The organism is Paenibacillus glycanilyticus NBRC 16618, assembly GCF_004000805.1.
In the GTDB taxonomy this organism is placed as follows: domain Bacteria; phylum Bacillota; class Bacilli; order Paenibacillales; family Paenibacillaceae; genus Pristimantibacillus; species Pristimantibacillus glycanilyticus.
The window spans coordinates 141215-159080 of record NZ_BILY01000010.1; the positions used below are offsets into that span (position 1 = coordinate 141215).

Sequence of the window (17866 nt, forward strand, 5' to 3'; positions counted from 1 at the left end):
AAACACGCTTCTCGTTGCCATTCTTGCAATCAAGCCCGGGGATGGGCATTTGAATATATGTCCTTCATTTTCACCTTGGAGACCTTCGTATAACGCTGGGTGGTCGAAATGTCCGCATGGCCAAGCAGCTCCTGGACCGCCCGAAGATCAGCCCCGTTCTCCAGCAAATGCGCCGCAAACGAATGGCGAAGAGTATGCGGTGTAATCTCATCGGAGATTCCCGCTTCCTTCGCGTATTTCTTAACCATCTTCCAGAAGCCCTGCCTCGTCATCCGGGTGCCAAGCTGATTGAGAAACAAAGCGGGCTCGTCCTCCGATTGCCGGAGCAGCTCCGCTCTGCCATTCGACAAATAATCGTCAAGAGCAGCTGCCGCCATTCGCCCAAACGGGATAATCCGTTCTTTCATGCCGCTGCCTACGCATCGAATGATGTTTAATTGCGCATTCACGCTGTCCACATTAAGCGAGATCAGCTCGGACACCCGTATCCCGGTGGCATACAGGAGTTCCAGCATTGCTTTGTCCCGCTTCCCGGCAGCCGTAACCGGCTGAGGCGTTTCAAGCAGCTGGCCGGCGTTCTCCATCGACAGCACGCTTGGTTCTTTCTTTTCCTGCTTGGGGGACTCTATGTAGATGGCGGGATTCAGCTGAATATATCCATTTACCGCCAAATAATGAAAAAAGGCGCGTATGGACGCGATATGCCGCGATACCGTCGAAGTCTTGCGTCCGCTCTCTTTCAGACGCAGTAAATAATGCGACAAATGGTGACGCCCCACGTCGGCCACATTCGCAATCGATTGCTGTTCCAGATAGTCGAGCAAGCCTTGCAAATCACGTCCGTAAGACTCCAGCGTACTGCTGGATAAGGCGCGCTCGTTCATTAAATATTGTATAAAGGATTCTACTTGAGCTTTCATGCCGGTTCCTTTCGTTCAAGAAGGATGATCAAGGCCATAGGACTATGGACCTTGTCTGCGGGCAAGTTATCCTGCTAACCAACTATTCCACAACCGGCCGTTCAAATCCTGCTTTTTCACTTTATTTTATAACAGGGTATATCATTCCCCATACCAATAAAACCATCTTAGCCGATCCGCCATGCTGCCCTTTTCCGCATCAGCCTGGAAAACCTTCAATGCAGCCCCTTTGGGCTCTCTATAAGGGTGGACGGGCGCAATCGCGTCAACCAGCCAGCGATAGCTGCCCGTCACGATCAAAAGCAATAAGGTGAATATCACAACAAACAGGATACGGCTTAACCATCTGCGCAGGGAGAGGACCATCTGCCTTCCTCCTTTAATTTTACGGTTGTCCATCCGTAACAATCTATGAAGGAGGCATTGCGGTTATACCTTTAATTACGCCTGGAATCGCCTGAAGTTAAGGCTCAAGATTGTCGAAAGCGATGCTGTCCAGCCAGCGCTGCAGGGAGGTGTAGGGGAGTCCCGAAGCCTCAGCGACAGGCTCATAGGTGACAGTGCCTCTGTGAGTGTTGACGCCTTTCTGCAGCGGCACGCTGCTTCTAATCGCCTCCCACCCCCGGCTTGCAAGATCAAGCGCATACGGCATCGTAACATTCGTTAAAGCAAAGGTGGACGTACGCGGAACGGCACCCGGAATGTTGGCGACCGCATAATGGATCACGCCATGCTTGATATAGATGGGATCCTTGTGCGTGGTTGGTCGGTCAACGGTTGCAATCGACCCGCCCTGGTCAACCGCGACATCGACAATAACGGAGCCTTTTTTCATGGATTGCACCATCGTTTCCGTTACCAGATGCGGCGCTTTTGCTCCCGGTATCAATACCGCTCCAATCAGTAGATCCGCTTTTCCTACAGCTTCCGCAATATTATAGGGACTCGACATCACCGTCCGAAGCCGCCCTCCAAACACATCATCCAGGTATCTCATGCGGTCTGTGCTTTTTTCCAAAATAACAACGTTAGCGCCCATGCCTAATGCTATTTTCGCTGCGTTGGTTCCTACAATTCCGCCGCCAATAATAACGACCTCAGCGGGCGGCACTCCGGGAACGCCTCCAAGCAACACTCCCCTGCCGCCGTTAAAAGCTTCAAGAAACTGCGAACCCACCTGTACGGACATGCGTCCCGCCACTTCGCTCATCGGCGTTAACAAGGGCAGGCTTCCGTTTGCGAGCTGAATCGTCTCGTAAGCAATCCCCGTTACTCCGCTGTCCATCAGAGCTCGCGTAAGCTCGGGGGCCGCGGCAAGATGCAAATACGTAAACAAGATCAGTCCTTCGCGAAAATAGGCGTATTCTTCCTTAAGCGGCTCCTTGACCTTCATGATCATATCCGCTTCTGTCCATACCTCCGATGCGTTCCCTCGAATCTCAGCACCTTCCGCCTCGTAATCCCGATCCTCAAATCCGCTTCCTTCGCCGGCTTTCGTCTCCACAATCACCTTATGGCCTGCCGCCTTCAGCATGGTTACGCCCGCCGGGGTAAGCGCAACACGGTACTCGCTCGATTTAATTTCCTTCGGAACGCCGATAATCATTAGCTTCCCCTCCTGGAATATGGCGCGCTATCTACTATGTTGTATGTAGCTTTAGGGACAAATGTTAGCCCATAAGCGTACCTTTTCCAGCCCGATCAAAAAATATGTGCTTTTATTCCGTACAGGTGTCCATAACGAACGCTGCTGGCTCTCCATACACTGAACAAGCACATTTTCATTGGCTTTGACGATCTTTATATAGAACGAATAGGAGAATGTATATGCCAAAGCTGGAAAAGCTGCTGTTCACTAGCTCAAAGCGTGTCCCATCCAGAAATACTTTTCGTAAATTAATTACTTTCAAAACGGGTCGATCATATAAAAAATATCTCAGAAAGCTGCGTATCAAAGGGTTAAAGCCTTACAAACGGATGCCGGCCCTCCGTACGATCGGCTGCCATTTCGACAAGCGCCGTCCTTGGAGACCCATTGCGAGACACCCGGAAGTAAAAAGGATCGAGAGCGATGTCCGGATCCGGGTTCATCTTTTCAGGAAGCATAAGGTATCGGCGAGAAGCAAAAAGGTCCATGCAATGTCGGCATGCCCGCCCGAGCTGACATGGAATATTTGTCGCGTCAAAGCCCATGAAGCCTGGCCGCGGGTTACCGGCGGAAAGATAAAGGTCGCGATTATCGATACGGGAATTGCAGCGCATCCCAATCTGCGGATCGCGGGAGGAGTCAACACGATTCGTGGCGGCAGCTACGCGGACGATAACGGTCACGGCACCCATGTCGCGGGAATCACCGCAGCTCAAGGCTTGGACGGGATTAAAGGGATAGCCCCCGATGTCGAGCTTTATGCCATTAAGGCGCTGGACAGCCGCGGCGGCGGATACGTATCCAGCATCATCTCCGGCGTTGACTGGTGCATCCGCAACAAGATGGATGTCATCAATATGAGTTTTGGCCTTGTAGGAACTTCCGTAAGCCGAGCGCTGCGGGACGTAATTACGAAAGCCTATAATAAAGGAATCGTCATTGTGGCTTCTGCCGGCAACTCCGGCACGGAAGATAACGGCATGATTGACGCCCCTGCTTCATTTCCCGAAGTAATGGCCATCGCCGCTACCGACCTGTCGGATAAAATAACCGGCTTTAGCAGCCGCGGTTCCGGCATTGACCTTGCCGCACCGGGCGAGCAGATAAAGTCCACATGGCTGAATGGCGGATACATGTCGCTGTCCGGCACCAGTATGTCCTCCCCGCATGCAGCCGGCGGCGTTGCCCTCCTGTTATCCAAGCAGTCGGGACTTAGCCCAACCCAGGTAACGGAGCAGCTTAAGAGCTGGGCGCACCCGCTTCCGTCCGAGAGCGAGAACAAACAAGGAGCCGGCCTCCTGCAGCTGGATCGCATATAACGCCCAAAAAACGCCAAAACGGCTTTGCCGTCCAGTTACGCTGGGCAGCAAAGCCGTTTATTCATTTGTTTTGTCATTATTCGCGTTGCAACGGTGACATACGCCTTGGAAGTCGAGACGATGGTCGATAACGGTAAAGCCGTATTCCTGCTCCAGCCGTTCCTCCAATGGAAGAAGCCAATCTTCCTTGATCTCGTCCATTGCGCCGCACTGTACGCAAATCAGATGATGATGATGGTGCTTGCTGCTATCCGTACGAAGGTCATAGCGGGCAACGCCGTCACCAAAGTTAAGTTTCTCGACTACATGCATTTCGCTCAGCAATTCGAGCGTACGGTATACCGTAGCGAGTCCGATTTCCGGGGCCTTGTCCTTTACGAGCATGAATACATCCTCGGCGCTTAAGTGATCCTCTTCATTCTCAAGCAATACGCGAACGGTTGCTTCACGCTGCGGGGTTAATTTGTAGCCCTGCGACTGCAACTGTTGTTTTATCTTCTCAATCCGGGCTTCCATGATTTCCCCCCTACCACATGTCTGCGCCAACATCAGGAAACGTTTGCTTTCATTATAGGGGTTAACCATTCCTAAAGTCAAACATTTTGCCGTTAGACGGCTGTTGCAGCCCCAGTCAGATAAGGAGCCGCCCACTGCATGAAGTAAGGCGAAAGATACGCTTCCAGCAAAGATGCACCGGCCAAAAGCAGCAGCATAAGCAGTGCCGTAGACGTAAACGCCGCGACTTGAGGAGCCAAAGCTCCTTTTTGCTGGAGCAGGCGATTTTTGATGACATAGGTCGAAAAGGTAATGGCCGCAACGCTGGTTATCATAATGGCCGGCACTACGATCAGATTCGGCGGAGCGACGGAGGCCAGCGAGAACAATACTCCTTTCCAGGCATGCTGGGAGATTAAAGACCCTACCGCAAAGCCGACCAGCGCCCCTTTCAGAAAATCCAGCGCAAGCACGAACGGAATCCCCACTACCGATATGCCTAGAAACCACAACAAAAACAGCCATTTGCCATGAAAGATAAAGCTGTCCCAGAACGACTGCGCCGCATCGGGCGTCACGCCGTCATTCACCAGCCTGATATATTGATTCACATCCGCCGCCAAATCCTGCTGCTGCTCCAGTGTCAAAGCGTTGACCATCAGCCCGCCGAATATGGCTCCTACAACAAACAGTACGGCGACGAATACATACAAGGTCAGCTGGTTTTTTACCGCGTCTTGAAAAGCTGGCGAACGCATGGAACACTCTCCCTTCTTGTCTTGATGATAAAGTGTATGTTCCCTTTATTCACCGTATGACGTCCAAGAGAGCGGTCGGGACAAGTTTAGATCGTACCCGTTAACAGATAAAGCTTCCATGCATACACGGCCAGTATCGTCTTTGCGTCGCTGATCCGGCCTTCCGCAATATAAGCCTCCGCTTGCTCCAGCGTAATCGCTTCTACCTGCAAATACTCATCCTCATCCGTATGCTGCGTGCCCGCCGTCACATTTTCCGCGAAATACAAGTACAGCTTCTCGTCGGCAAAGCCGGGCGAGGTGAAAAAGCCGCTGACAAGCTTCAGGCTGTTTGACTTGTAGCCGGTCTCCTCTTCCAGCTCGCGTGCCGCGGCTTCCATCGGATCTTCTCCGGCATCCAGCTTGCCTGCGGGAATTTCGATCTGGAACTTCTCCAGCGGCTTGCGGAACTGTTCGACAACTAGCAGCTTGCCGTCAAGCAGCGCCATAACGGCTGCCGCACCCGGATGCTTTACAATCTCGCGCGTAGCCGTACGGCCATCCGGCATCGCTACGGTGTCCACCTGAAGCGTAATCATTTTCCCCTCGAAAATAGGTTGCGTGCTGATAGTTTCTTCCCGCCAAAGCTCGTTGTTCTGAGTCATCCTGATTCTCCCCTGTTCTTCGAATGATGAAATACGGAATAACTTGTCCCCTTCTTACATATCCATTGCATATACGAAATACGCAAAGGAGCGTGTGAAGGATGAAACAATATCTAACGCATAATGAACTGAGACTCGTCGGCAAAGCCTGGGAAATTCAAAGCCAGCTCCGCAAGCTTTCCCGAATGGATATCCCGCTTCAAAAGCTGCTTACCCCGCAAAAAACGAAATAAACGGCTTATCCTGCCTTGGACAAGCCGTTTATTCACCGTTGTTAACCTTTAGCTGCTTGTTTGATGATCTCGATCACGAACTCCGTAATTTTCACAAGGTCAACGACCTTGATCTGTTCCTTCGTTGTATGGATATGCTCGTAACCAACGGCCAGATTGACCGTAGGCACGCCGAGACCATTGAAAATATTCGCGTCGCTGCCGCCCCCGGAATGGAACGTGCGCGGCGTAAGTCCGATTGCCGTTGCCGCCGATTTGGCCAGTTGGACAACCGGCGAATGATCGTCATGGACATAAGCCGGGTAAATTAATTGGCTTTCAAATTCCGCTTTTGCCCCAAACTCCTCTGCCGCACTCTCCAGCGCCTCGCGCATGGCGTCCACCTGACGGTCCAGCTTCTCCTGCACGATACTGCGCGCTTCCGCTACCAGCTTCACGAAATCGCAGACGACATTGGTCGCGCCGCCGCCCTCAAAGCTGCCGATATTAGCCGTTGTCTCTTTGTCGATACGCCCAAGCGGCATACGGGAGATTGCTTTTGCGGCTACTTGAATCGCGCTGATGCCATCTTCCGGATTTACGCCGGCATGCGCCGACTTGCCATGCAGCTTCATGATGACTTTCGCTTGGGTAGGCGCTGCTACGGCCATGTCCCCAATCGAACCGTTGGAATCGATCGCATAACCAAACGAAGCTTTCAGCTTGGAGGCATCCATATTCCGTGCGCCAAGAAGGCCGGATTCTTCTCCTACGGTAATGACAAATTGGATCGGTCCATGAGGAATGTTGTTTTCCTTAAGCACCCGGATCGCTTCAAGCATGGCGGCAAGACCTGCTTTATCGTCGCTGCCGAGTATCGTTGTGCCATCGCTTCGTATGTAACCGTCACTGTCAATTTGCGGCTTAATGCCATTTCCAGGCGCTACGGTATCCATATGGGACGTGAACAAAATCGTAGGCGCGCCTGCTTCTCCGGTACCTTCCAAATAAGCGAACAAATTGTTTGCGCCATGCCCCGTTTTTTCCATCGCGTCATCTTCCTCAATGGAAAGACCCAGCTCCGAAAACTTTGCCTTCAGCACTTTGCTGATTTCCTGCTCGAATCTCGTCTCGCTGTCTACCTTGACGAGTTCGATAAACTCACTGACGATCCGTTCCTGATTCACCATAACTATTTCCTCCGCTCTCTGTTTTCGATTACAATAGACGGGAGCTTGTTTTTTAAAAGAAAGGAGTTTTTACCCTTGAAAATGCAAAAGCTTATTCGTCTAGTTGCTATTCTTGTTGTTACCGCCCTTGTCATTACGACGCTTGTTGCTTCACTCAGCTCTCTGCTCTAGCAGGGCGGGAGTCGAAAATCCGAATACACGGCAGAAATGCGGCAACAGCTGCCGCGCTGCCTCATCGACGGACAGGGTAACGCCGGACAAGTCGTTGAAGGATGTTACCCCATACTCCTGAATGCCGCAAGGAATAATGCCGCTGAAGCCTTCATTGCCTATTCCCGCCTCGATATTCAAGGCAAAGCCATGGCTTGTTACAAAACCGCCACGATCGCGGGCACGATTGAATTTCACGCCGATTGCGGCGATTTTCTCATTGCCGACCCATACTCCAGTATATTCCGGCTTTCTCCCCGCTTCTATACCATATTCGGCCAGCCAATTTATTATTGCCTGCTCCACATTGCGCAGGTACGCATGCAGATCCAATCCCTCCATCGGCAGGAACAGCATCGGATAACCGACTAATTGTCCCGGCCCATGATAAGTAATGTCCCCGCCGCGATCGATTTCGAAGACCGATATTCCGCGCTCGTTCAGCTCGTCCTCGCTTAGCAGCAGATGCTCGTGATGACGGTCCGTGCCCAGCGTATATGTTGGCGGATGCTGAAGAAGGAGAAGCGTCTCCTGACGCTCCTCCTGGCTGATCTGCCGCACGATCGATTTCTGCATCTCCCAAGCTTCCGCATAACCGATCATTGGTATATATCGGGCTTCCAAATGCCGCTCCACGTGTTTAGATGCCGTGTCAGTCATGCTGGATTACCCCGTTTCTTCTAGTACAATTTCGTATCTACGTTAAAGCTTTCAAGATTGTCTTTCACGCGCTGCAGGAAGCGGCCGCAAATAACGCCGTCCAGTACGCGGTGGTCAAGCGACAAGCACATATTCGCCATGGATCGGATCGCAATCATGTCATTGATCACGACAGGGCGTTTCACGATCGATTCAAAGGTCAGAATAGCTGCCTGCGGATAGTTAATAATCGGATTCGTAATGATAGAACCAAAAGAACCCGTATTGTTGACGGTAAAGGTACCGCCCTGCATATCGCTGAGCGTCAGCTTGCCTTCGCGTCCGCGGCGTGCCAGATCATCGATTTCCCGCGCGAGGCCGGCAATCGTCTTATGGTCGGCATTTTTGATAACCGGTGTCGCGACGGACTCTTCGGTTCCTACCGCAAGGGAGATATTGATATCCCGCTTAACGATAATTTTATCGACGGCCCACATGGAGTTCATGATCGGGAAATCCTTCAAAGCATTAACGACAGCCTTCAGGACAAAGGCCAGATACGTCAGATTAATGCCTTCGCGCTTCATGAATTCATCCTTTACCTTGTTGCGAAGCTGAACCAGATTAGTAACGTCGACTTCAATCATCATCCAGCCATGCGGAATTTCATTTACGCTTAACATCGTATTGCGGGCGATTGCGCTCCGGATCGGCGATACGTCGATGAAGTCTTCCCCACGGCCCGGAATGGAGGCGCTTTGACTAGGTACGGTTGGCGTGCGAGGCGTCTCCGTTAAATGCAGGCCGGACGAACGCACCTCCGATACGGTTGTGCTTGGCGGAGGCGTCACCGGCCTGGCCGCTGCAGACGCAGGCGCTTGTCCCGCACCGGAAGCTACGTAAGCCAGAATATCCTTCCGCGTAATTCTTCCGCCAAGTCCCGTTCCAGGCACATCAGCCAGACGGACGCCATGTTCAGCCGCAAGCTGCTGGACAGCCGGCGAGAAGCGGTTGCGCATCGACTGGTCGCCTTCATCCGCCGATTCCGCGGTTACGGCAGCTTTAGCTGCTTCCGATGCTCCCTCAGCTTCCGATGCGGATGAAGCAACCTCCGTCTCTACACGGCATACCGGAGTCCCGACCGGTACGGTCTCGCCATTGCCAACCAGAATCTCAACCAGCGTGCCGGCGATCGTGGACGGCAGCTCCGCGCTTACTTTATCCGTGATAAGCTCACAGATTGGTTCATACATCTCAATCCGGTCACCCGGCTGCTTCAGCCATTTATCAATTGTCGCCGAGACCAGCGATTCCGCCAACTGAGGAATGACGATCTCCTTCACCGATTTCATTAATTATCCATCTCCCTACCTGACACGTACTTGTCGCTTAGTATAGCGCCAAATTGCGCATTGCTTCTTTTACTTTGTCTTTGTTGAGCAAGAAGAACTTCTCGCCCGGCGGGTTAATCGGCATTGCCGGCACATCCGGACCACAAAGTCTTTGGATTGGAGCATCCAGCTCATACAGCAGCTCTTCCGCAATAATAGCCGATACTTCCGCACCTACGCCGCCAGTCTTGTTGTCTTCATGAATAATCAATACTTTGCCCGTCTTGCGGACTGATGCAAGAATGGCTTCCTTGTCAAGCGGCTGCAGCGTTCTAAGGTCAAGAATATGAGAGCTGATGCCTTCTTGCGCAAGCTCTGCAGCAGCCTGCTCAACAAACATAAGAGGCATGCTGTAACCGATAACGGTAATGTCGTCGCCTTCGCGCAGCACGTTGGCTTTCCCGATCTCAACAATATAATCATCTTCCGGCACGTCGCCGTTAATAAGCTTGTAGCATTTTTTGTTTTCGAAGAAGATAACCGGATCGGGATCACGGACAGCCGATTTTAACAGCCCTTTTGCATCGTAAGCCGTGTAAGGCGCTACAATCTTGATGCCCGGCGTGCCGAAAAATACCGATTCCGGACATTGCGAGTGATACAAGCCGCCGAAAATGCCGCCGCCGATTGGCGCGCGGATAACAAGCGGACAACTCCAATCGTTATTGGAGCGGTAACGGATTTTTGCCGCTTCGCTTATAATTTGGTTAGTTGCCGGGAACATGAAGTCCGAATACTGCATTTCCGCAATCGGCTTCATGCCGTACATGGCTGCACCTATGGCAACCCCTGCAATAGCGGACTCGGCAAGAGGCGTATCAAGAGCGCGCATCTCGCCGAACTGCTCAAGCAGCCCTTTGGTTGTCGTGAATACGCCGCCCTTTACGCCAACGTCTTCCCCTAGCACGAATACGTCGTCGTCTCGCTCCATCTCTTCTTTCATTGCCAACCGAATCGCATCGATATAATCCATTTTTGCCATCTTAGCGTCCCTCCTCCGCGTATACGTGCAACAGTACGGATTCTGGTGCCGGGAATGGCGCGTTGTCGCCGTATTCCGTTGCTTCATCGATCAACTTGCGGGTACGCGCCTGAAGCTCAGCTTCAAGCTCTTCATTCCAGAGGCCGCATTCTTCCAGATAGCTTTTATATTTCGGGATTCCGTCCTTCGCGCGGTTCTCGTCAACTTCTTCCTTCGTGCGGTAAGCAAGATCGTTATCGGAAGTAGAATGCGGGGACAGGCGGTACATCATCGCTTCAATAAGCGTCGGACCTTCGCCGGCGATCGCGCGTTCGCGCGCTTCCTTCACTACCCGGAATACTTCGAGGGCGTCATTTCCGTCAACCTGGTAGCCCGGGAAGCCGTAACCAAGGGCACGGTCAGCTACGCGTCCGCCGAGCTGCTTGCTCACCGGCACCGAGATCGCGTATTGGTTGTTCTCGCACATGAGGATGACCGGAAGTTTATGTACTCCGGCAAAGTTGCATCCTTCGTGGAAATCGCCCTGATTGCTCGAGCCTTCCCCGAAGGTTACAAAGCTGACGATCGGTTTGTTTTTCATTTTCGCGGCCAAGGCAATGCCAACCGCATGGGGCACCTGCGTCGTAACCGGGCTGGAGCCCGTTACGATCCGGAGGCGCTTGCTTCCGAAGTGGCCAGGCATCTGACGGCCTCCGCTGTTCGGGTCTTCCGCTTTCGCGAAAACAGACAGCATTAATTCTTTTACCGTCATGCCGACGGCAAGGACAAATCCATAATCGCGATAATAAGGCAGGAAATAATCATTCTCCCGGTCAAGCGCGAAGGCAGCTGCCACTTGCGCAACCTCTTGGCCGATGCCGGAGACGTGAAAATTAATTTTACCCGCTCTTTGCAGCAGCAAGTTGCGCTCGTCGAATTTGCGGGCGAGTACCATCATTGCGTACATTTCAAGAGCCTGTTCGTTAGTTAAGCCTAATTCGTTATGACGAAAGGTTTGTTCGGTTGATTGACTCATGAGGTTGTGCCTCCTTTAACCTGATTTTAAAACCAGGTACTAAGACTTGATATTACCTATTATAACCGCATTCAGCCGAAAAAGAAAATCCTTCGCTAGAGAGCAAGAGATTTGCCGTCAATGGCAAGCATGGCTTCCCCAAGAGCTTCGGATAAGGTTGGATGCGGGTGAATAAGCTGACCGACTTCCCAAGGCGTTGCATTAAGCAGTCCGGCAAGCGACGCCTCGGAGATCAAATCTGTCGCATGCGGACCGATCATATGAACCCCAATAATGTCATTGGTCTTGCGGTCTGCAATCACTTTGACGAATCCGTCTGCTTCGCCGAGCACGAGAGCTTTGCCAATTGCGGCGAACGGAATTTTACCGGTCTTAATATCATGCCCTTTCGTCCGGGCTCCGTCTTCGGTCAAACCGTAAGAAGCCACTTCCGGGCGGGAATAGATGCAGCGCGGAATCAGATTGGGATCAACCGACTCTTTCTTATGTCCCGCAATATGCTCGGCTGCAGCAACGCCTTCATGGGATGCCGCATGCGCAAGCTGTACGCCGCCAATGACATCGCCAATCGCATAAATATGTGGCTCGGTTGTTTGACCGAATTCGTTGACATAGATGACGCCGTTTTTGGTTTGAATATCCGTATTTTCGAGACCGATGTTTTCAATGTTCGCCTGACGGCCGACAGACAGGAGCAGCTTGCTTGCTGTAAGCATAATATTTCCTTCGGAAGTTTCTGCTGTAATGGATACTTCATCTCCGTTTATCGAGAGCTCTTCGGTTTTGAGCTGGACATTCGTGAGAACCCGCACTCCGCGGCGGCGAAGCAATCTTGTCAGCTCTGCCGACACCTCCGCATCTTCGCCAGGAAGAAGTCTTGCGCCAACCTCCACCAAGGTTACCTGAACGCCAAAATCCTGCAGCATCGAAGCCCATTCCACCCCGATAACGCCACCGCCAACGATTAGCATCGATTCCGGAAGCTTATCAAGCTGAAGAGCATCGTCGCTGGACAAGATATGCACGCCGTCCGGTTTTAGCCCCGGCAGATGACGTGGCCGCGAGCCCGTTGCGATAATCAGATTCGTCGAAACGACCGATTCCATCTCTCCGTCAGCCAGTTCAACGGCTAATGAACCGCTGCGGGGCGAAAAAATAGACGGACCTATAATGCGGCCTTTGCCGTTAATAATCTGAATATCATACTTCTTCATCAAGCCTTTAAGGCCGCGATGCAATTGTTCAACCGTCTTTTCTTTACGATCCTGAACTTTATTGAAATCCAGAGACAGAGCACCCTCTGTAACCGAAACTCCGTATTTATCCGCTTCAAGCAAAGTCGCGTAAACCTCCGCGCTGCGAAGCAGCGATTTGCTTGGTATACATCCTCTATGTAAGCAAGTGCCGCCCAACTTATCGAGCTCCACAATAGCTACGCTTTTGCCCAGCTGAGCAGCTCTGATCGCTGCTGTGTATCCGCCGGGGCCGCCGCCAAGCACAGCTACATCCACTTGGATTGTCATTATGTATTCCCTCCTGAAATGATTTATCACCACAATGGCCGTACTGCGGTGATCGTGATGATTCATACTTCGAAAGCGTTCGCTTTAAGATTGTTGCAGGCAAGCTATTATGTACAGCTGTTTAGTGACAACTCTTTTACCACTCGTCCTATTGTACCTTTTTTCAAATCGATTTACATCGTTAAATTTCCGAAATAGACACTGCCTGCAGAAAAAGGTATCATAGGAAGGAATGTTCAATTACGGAACAAGGAGATCGTCATACATATGAGATTAGTTGCTGCCCGTCTAGTTGCCGTACTGCTGCTCGTCATTCCCGGCATTGCCGCCTGTATCGGTTTTCTTAAGATGAAAAATGCCCTTTTTAATTACTTCTCCGAATTTGGAAACGATGCCATTAAGCCAGACTTTGCTTGGCTAAGCTTTCTATTTGGACTTGTACTCTTTGCCATTGGAGTTGGGTTTATCGGCGGCTGGATCTTCTTCCGAGACCGCAAACGCAATTACGTAGCCCCAAGATTCCGTCCGAAACGCCCAAGACCACCTAAACCGCAAGCATAAACGAACATAGAACACCCCGCTGCTACTCCTGGAGTATGGCGGGGTGTTGTTATTTGCCCTGAAAAGAAAAACCGCCTTCATATTGGGCAGAACCAATAATAAATAGCGGTTTTATTCTTTAGCTAACTTTGTGTTCGATCCGGAGCTTATCAGCTACCATCGCAATAAATTCGGAATTGGTCGGCTTGGATTTACTGATGTTGATCGTATAGCCGAACAGGTGCGAGATGCTGTCGATATTGCCGCGCGTCCAGGCTACCTCAATAGCGTGGCGGATGGCGCGTTCAACGCGGGATGGCGTTGTTTTAAACTTTTCCGCAATGGCAGGATACAACGTTTTTGTAATGGCTCCCAAAATTTCGATGTTATTGTACACCATCGTAATCGCTTCGCGCAGGTATTGATAACCTTTGATATGGGCAGGAACACCAATTTCGTGAATAATGCTTGTAATGTTGGCGTCGAGATTTTTGCCTTTGGCAAGTGGCACGACATTTGATTTGACCGTTGTTGTTGCGGCAGAACTGCTAAACGATGCCGAGGAAGCAAACGTGGAATTGCCAACCAATTGACGAATCCGATTAGCGAGTATTTCCATATCGAACGGTTTCAAAATGTAATAAGATGCGCCAAGCTGAACGGCTTTTTGGGTGATGTTCTCTTGACCGAATGCAGTCAGCATGATGATTTTGGGCATTGGCGTAATATTTAATTCTTTAATGCGTTCCAGTACGCCTAAGCCGTCCAGATGAGGCATTATAATATCAAGGATTAGAACATCAGGTACTTTTCTGCCTTCTTCGAAATAAGACAATACCTCTTCACCGTTATAAGCTACTCCGCTTACGTTCATATCATTTTGATCCGATATGTATTCGGATAATAAATTGGTGAATTCACGATTGTCATCTGCCAGCAATACTTCGATCTTGTGCAAGGTCTGGTCCTCCCTTAAATGATATTCACTCGCGATTACCTTTCCCTAGTTGTCTTGGATAAAGTTTTCGACATGCCGGTTTAAATTCCTTCTGTCGAAAATTTTTTTCCTTTGATTTTTTAATCTTTTTCGTTATAATAAATAATTTATTACAATTTATGATGCCGTTCGTATATTTTCGACAAATCCAACCAATTCCAGACGTCTCCATGAAGAAACCGCTGAAGGGTTTAACAAGCCCAATCAGCGGTTATTTTATTGGTTATGCAGCTGTACCTTGCGTTGATTTCTCTCTCATCAAGATGCCTGCATCCTGCAGCATCCATTCAATAAAGCATCCGTAACCCGAAGCAGGATCGTTAACAAAGACATGCGTAACGGCTCCAACCAGTTTCCCGTTCTGGATAATCGGAGAACCCGACATCCCTTGAACAATCCCCCCCGTTTTATCAAGAAGGCGTTTATCGGTAATTTTAATAACCATACCTTTGGTTGCTGGCGCAGGCTGTTTCGTAACATGAGCGATCTCAATATCAAACCGCTCGACCTTTTGTCCGTTAACAACAGTCAAAATTTGAGCCGGACCTTCTTTAACATCTTCGGCGAACGTCACAGGAATCGTTTTATCGCTAAAGCTATGGTTCGGGTTTTCGTTCATTTTGCCAAAAATACCGAATGGCGTGTTTCGTTCGATATTGCCTAAAATCTTGCCTTCTTTGACAAAATGGGCACGTTTCTCACCCGGCTCTCCCGTTTGGCTCTTGTTAATGGACGTCACGCTGGACTGCAGGATCTGCCCTTCGCCAACTTCGATCGGCGTCTGGGTATCCATATCGGTAATGACATGGCCAAGAGCACCGTAGACACCTTGATCAGGAGCATAAAACGTTAATGTACCGACACCGGCCGCTGAATCCCGAATATAAAGACCAAGCTTCCAATTGCGCTCTTCTGCATCACGGACCGGATAAAGCCTCGTTTCTCCGATGGTACCATTACGTTTGTAAGTAATTGCAAGCGGACGCTGCTCCTTGCCTGCTTGCTCCACCAGATTGGCCACCTTGCTGACTTCATTAATATTGTGCCCATCGATCCTAATAATAAGATCGCCTAAACGGAGACCTGCTTTTTCACCAGGCGACTCCTTTGTTCCGTTACTCGCGCGAACCTGATGATGGCCAACAACAAGAATACCGGCGGATTTCACTTTCACGCCAATTGTCTGACCACCTGGGATAACCCTTAAATCAGGCACGACATTCACTTTAACGGTCTTGAACGGAATTTTACCAAATAATTTCACTTTCATGCTCGTCTGTCCGCTTTGATGCGGCTGTAACGAAATGGGGTCATTCAAATTGACTGATAATGACTGACGGGTTGAGCCATTGATTTGAAGCATTCGTGGATCCACGGTAACTTCTGCATGTACGGGAACTCCATATTGTAATCGTTTCAGTTGGCCGGAGAATAAACGAAGTTCATTCGGGAATGCGGCAAAATGTTGAAACGGCGCGGAGAGTCCGATCATGCAGACGCAGATAACGAGAACTAGGCCAAACCATTTCTTCCTTGGGCTGGAGTTCAATGATTTCACGCTCCCTGTTATTCCATCGCATGACGAGTAAGGTCGTTTCGCCATTGGCGTACCTTTAAGTTACCCTGCACTGTTTGTTTTATGACCACAAAAACATTCCCTGAATACCTTCCTTTAGGCTCCCTTCTGCCGATCCGCCAAAACAAGCATTTCTTGAGCATGATGACGTGTTTTTTCCGTTACTTCAACGCCGCCCAGCATGCGGGCAAGCTCTTCAATACGCGAGTGCTCCAACAGCTTCGTGACATTTGTGGAAGTGCGTTGTTCAATAATATGCTTCTTAATTTCGTAATGGTGATCCGCCATGCAAGCAACCTGAGGCAGATGCGTAATGGAGAAGATCTGGCATTTTGCAGACAGCTGCGACATTTTCTCCGCAATGGCTTGCGCCGCTCTGCCGCTTACGCCGGTATCCACTTCATCAAAGACCAGAACAGGCACTTGGTCGATCTCGGCAAAAATTGCCTTAAGCGCAAGCATGATTCGGGACATCTCGCCGCCGGAAGCAATTTTATTAAGCGGTTTAAGCGGCTCGCCTGGATTCGTCGACAACATAAAGATGGCTTCATCGATGCCGTTAGCGTTAAGGACCGCCATCTCCGACGTTTCAGAAGCTGTCGAGTGGTCGAGCTGAACCCGGAAGATCGTATTGCCCATCTGAAGCTGCTTAAGCTCAAGCTCGATTGCGGATGCGAGACGTTCAGATGCATGGGATCGAAGCTCGGACAACTCCTGTGCCAATTCATGTGCCTGCAAATACAGTCGCAATTCATCTTTTCGCAGCTTTTCCAGATACTCGTCGCGGTTCTCGATTTTGTCACGCTCTTCCGTAATGCGCTCCAAATATTGAAGAATATCCGGGATAGACTCTCCGTATTTGCGTTTCAGTCCGTTGATCAAATCCAGCCTGTCTTCAATAATGGACAGCTGCTCCGGATCGGAATCAATGCTGTCCCTGTAATCGCGAAGCTGGAAAACCGCGTCTTCGGCTTGATAAAAAGCAGACTGAAGCTGTTCCAGCATAGGCGTAAGAACTGCAGGATCATAAGTCTGGATATCGGTCAGCTTGCTGATGGCTTTACTAATTGCGTCAAGGCCTTTGCCGTTGTACAGCAAGGCGTAAGCTTCGGATACGGAATCCATCCTTTTGCCTGCATATTGCAGCTTGCGGCGTTCCTCAGCCAACTGCTCATCCTCGCCGTCTTTTAGCTTGGCATTTGAGATCTCTTCGATCTGGTAGCGGTACAAATCCAGCATCTGAACATTATGGCGGGTTGTCTCTTCCAGCTCGCGAAGGGATGCACGCGCTTGCTGAAGCTGCTGATACACGGCACGATAAGCAGTCTTCCGCTCAATAAGCAAATCGCCAGCAAACAAGTCCAGCCATTCAAGATGCTGCTCGGTCCGCAAGAGCGATTGATGCTCATGCTGACCATGGATATTAACAAGGCATTCGCCGATCTCCCTCAGCATCGTCATCGTGACAAGCTGCCCGTTTACACGGCTGCTGCTCTTTCCATGAGAAGTCAGCTCGCGTCTTATAACAAGCATCTCTTCTCTCGACGCCTGTACGCCAAGCCGCTCCATTACTGCCCATACCGGATGCTGGGACGGCAAATCGAACATTGCCTCCATCTCGGCTTTATCACAGCCATACCTGACCATATCTGCGGAGCCCCGTCCACCAACAATTAAGCTAAGTGCGTCAATAAGAATGGATTTCCCCGCACCTGTCTCGCCTGTTAATACATGAAATCCATGATGAAACGAAACGTTTACTTCCTCAATAACGGCTAAATTCCGAATGGATAGCTCGCGCAGCATG

General features: G+C 50.5%; 18 protein-coding genes. 3 read left to right on the plus strand and 15 right to left on the minus strand.

The window, feature by feature from the left end:
• Nucleotides 1-29: 29 nt before the first annotated feature.
• The 3 genes from xerD to ald form a co-directional block, all read right to left on the minus strand.
• A complete protein-coding gene (gene xerD, locus PGL01S_RS10600; RefSeq protein ID WP_127494299.1) occupies nt 30-920 on the minus strand; it encodes a site-specific tyrosine recombinase XerD in 891 nt (296 codons plus the stop codon).
• A 141-nt stretch (nt 921-1061) separates the two neighbouring features.
• Entirely contained in the window at nt 1062-1286 is a 225-nt protein-coding gene (locus tag PGL01S_RS10605; protein ID WP_127494301.1) for a YqzK family protein, read from the minus strand.
• Nucleotides 1287-1383: 97 nt separating this feature from the next.
• Nucleotides 1384-2526 (minus strand): alanine dehydrogenase, encoded by a 1143-nt coding sequence (ald, locus tag PGL01S_RS10610; RefSeq protein ID WP_127494303.1) that lies wholly within the window; start codon nt 2524-2526, stop codon nt 1384-1386.
• A gap of 221 nt (nt 2527-2747) precedes the next feature.
• On the opposite strand from ald, the gene PGL01S_RS10615 reads away from it, so the two are divergent.
• On the plus strand, nt 2748-3887 hold the full coding sequence (locus PGL01S_RS10615; RefSeq protein ID WP_164775439.1) for a S8 family peptidase: 1140 nt from the start codon (nt 2748-2750) through the stop codon (nt 3885-3887).
• A 57-nt stretch (nt 3888-3944) separates the two neighbouring features.
• Here the strand turns inward: PGL01S_RS10615 and fur are convergent, their stop codons facing one another.
• The 3 genes from fur to PGL01S_RS10630 form a co-directional block, all read right to left on the minus strand.
• Nucleotides 3945-4403: a ferric iron uptake transcriptional regulator gene (gene fur, locus PGL01S_RS10620; RefSeq protein ID WP_127494308.1), complete on the minus strand. Its 459-nt coding sequence runs from the start codon at nt 4401-4403 to the stop codon at nt 3945-3947.
• Nucleotides 4404-4495: 92 nt separating this feature from the next.
• Nucleotides 4496-5140, minus strand: coding sequence for a stage II sporulation protein M (spoIIM, locus tag PGL01S_RS10625; RefSeq protein ID WP_127494310.1), 645 nt, complete (start codon nt 5138-5140; stop codon nt 4496-4498).
• Nucleotides 5141-5226: 86 nt separating this feature from the next.
• A complete protein-coding gene (locus tag PGL01S_RS10630; protein ID WP_127494312.1) occupies nt 5227-5784 on the minus strand; it encodes an NUDIX domain-containing protein in 558 nt (185 codons plus the stop codon).
• 101 nt (nt 5785-5885) lie between these two features.
• Between PGL01S_RS10630 and mciZ the strand changes: the two genes are divergently transcribed.
• Nucleotides 5886-6017 (plus strand): Z-ring formation inhibitor MciZ, encoded by a 132-nt coding sequence (gene mciZ, locus PGL01S_RS10635; protein WP_127494314.1) that lies wholly within the window; start codon nt 5886-5888, stop codon nt 6015-6017.
• Nucleotides 6018-6058: 41 nt separating this feature from the next.
• On the opposite strand, the gene PGL01S_RS10640 is transcribed toward mciZ, so the two are convergent.
• The 6 genes from PGL01S_RS10640 to lpdA all read right to left on the minus strand — a co-directional run bounded on the left by PGL01S_RS10640 (nt 6059) and on the right by lpdA (nt 12946).
• On the minus strand, nt 6059-7186 hold the full coding sequence (locus PGL01S_RS10640; RefSeq protein ID WP_127494316.1) for a M20/M25/M40 family metallo-hydrolase: 1128 nt from the start codon (nt 7184-7186) through the stop codon (nt 6059-6061).
• A gap of 150 nt (nt 7187-7336) precedes the next feature.
• Entirely contained in the window at nt 7337-8056 is a 720-nt protein-coding gene (gene lipB, locus PGL01S_RS10645) for a lipoyl(octanoyl) transferase LipB (RefSeq protein WP_127494319.1), read from the minus strand.
• A 20-nt stretch (nt 8057-8076) separates the two neighbouring features.
• The gene (locus PGL01S_RS10650) at nt 8077-9387 is read right to left on the minus strand and encodes a dihydrolipoamide acetyltransferase family protein (RefSeq protein WP_127494321.1); all 1311 of its coding nucleotides are present in this window, start codon (nt 9385-9387) and stop codon (nt 8077-8079) included.
• 37 nt (nt 9388-9424) lie between these two features.
• Complete coding sequence (locus tag PGL01S_RS10655; protein ID WP_127494324.1) at nt 9425-10408, minus strand: alpha-ketoacid dehydrogenase subunit beta; 984 nt, start codon at nt 10406-10408, stop codon at nt 9425-9427.
• A gap of 1 nt (nt 10409) precedes the next feature.
• Nucleotides 10410-11423, minus strand: a complete 1014-nt coding sequence (locus tag PGL01S_RS10660) for a thiamine pyrophosphate-dependent dehydrogenase E1 component subunit alpha (RefSeq protein WP_127494326.1) — start codon at nt 11421-11423, stop codon at nt 10410-10412.
• A gap of 95 nt (nt 11424-11518) precedes the next feature.
• A complete protein-coding gene (lpdA, locus tag PGL01S_RS10665) occupies nt 11519-12946 on the minus strand; it encodes a dihydrolipoyl dehydrogenase (protein ID WP_127494328.1) in 1428 nt (475 codons plus the stop codon).
• Between the two features lie 267 nt (nt 12947-13213).
• Between lpdA and PGL01S_RS10670 the strand changes: the two genes are divergently transcribed.
• Nucleotides 13214-13507, plus strand: a complete 294-nt coding sequence (locus PGL01S_RS10670; RefSeq protein ID WP_127494330.1) for a DUF2627 domain-containing protein — start codon at nt 13214-13216, stop codon at nt 13505-13507.
• 118 nt (nt 13508-13625) lie between these two features.
• Here PGL01S_RS10670 and spo0A read toward each other — a convergent pair whose 3' ends face one another.
• The 3 genes from spo0A to recN form a co-directional block, all read right to left on the minus strand.
• Entirely contained in the window at nt 13626-14444 is an 819-nt protein-coding gene (spo0A, locus tag PGL01S_RS10675; RefSeq protein WP_127494332.1) for a sporulation transcription factor Spo0A, read from the minus strand.
• Nucleotides 14445-14706: 262 nt separating this feature from the next.
• Nucleotides 14707-16032: a SpoIVB peptidase gene (gene spoIVB / locus PGL01S_RS10680; RefSeq protein WP_174806548.1), complete on the minus strand. Its 1326-nt coding sequence runs from the start codon at nt 16030-16032 to the stop codon at nt 14707-14709.
• 123 nt (nt 16033-16155) lie between these two features.
• A complete protein-coding gene (recN, locus tag PGL01S_RS10685; protein ID WP_127494336.1) occupies nt 16156-17865 on the minus strand; it encodes a DNA repair protein RecN in 1710 nt (569 codons plus the stop codon).
• Nucleotide 17866 lies beyond the last annotated feature (1 nt).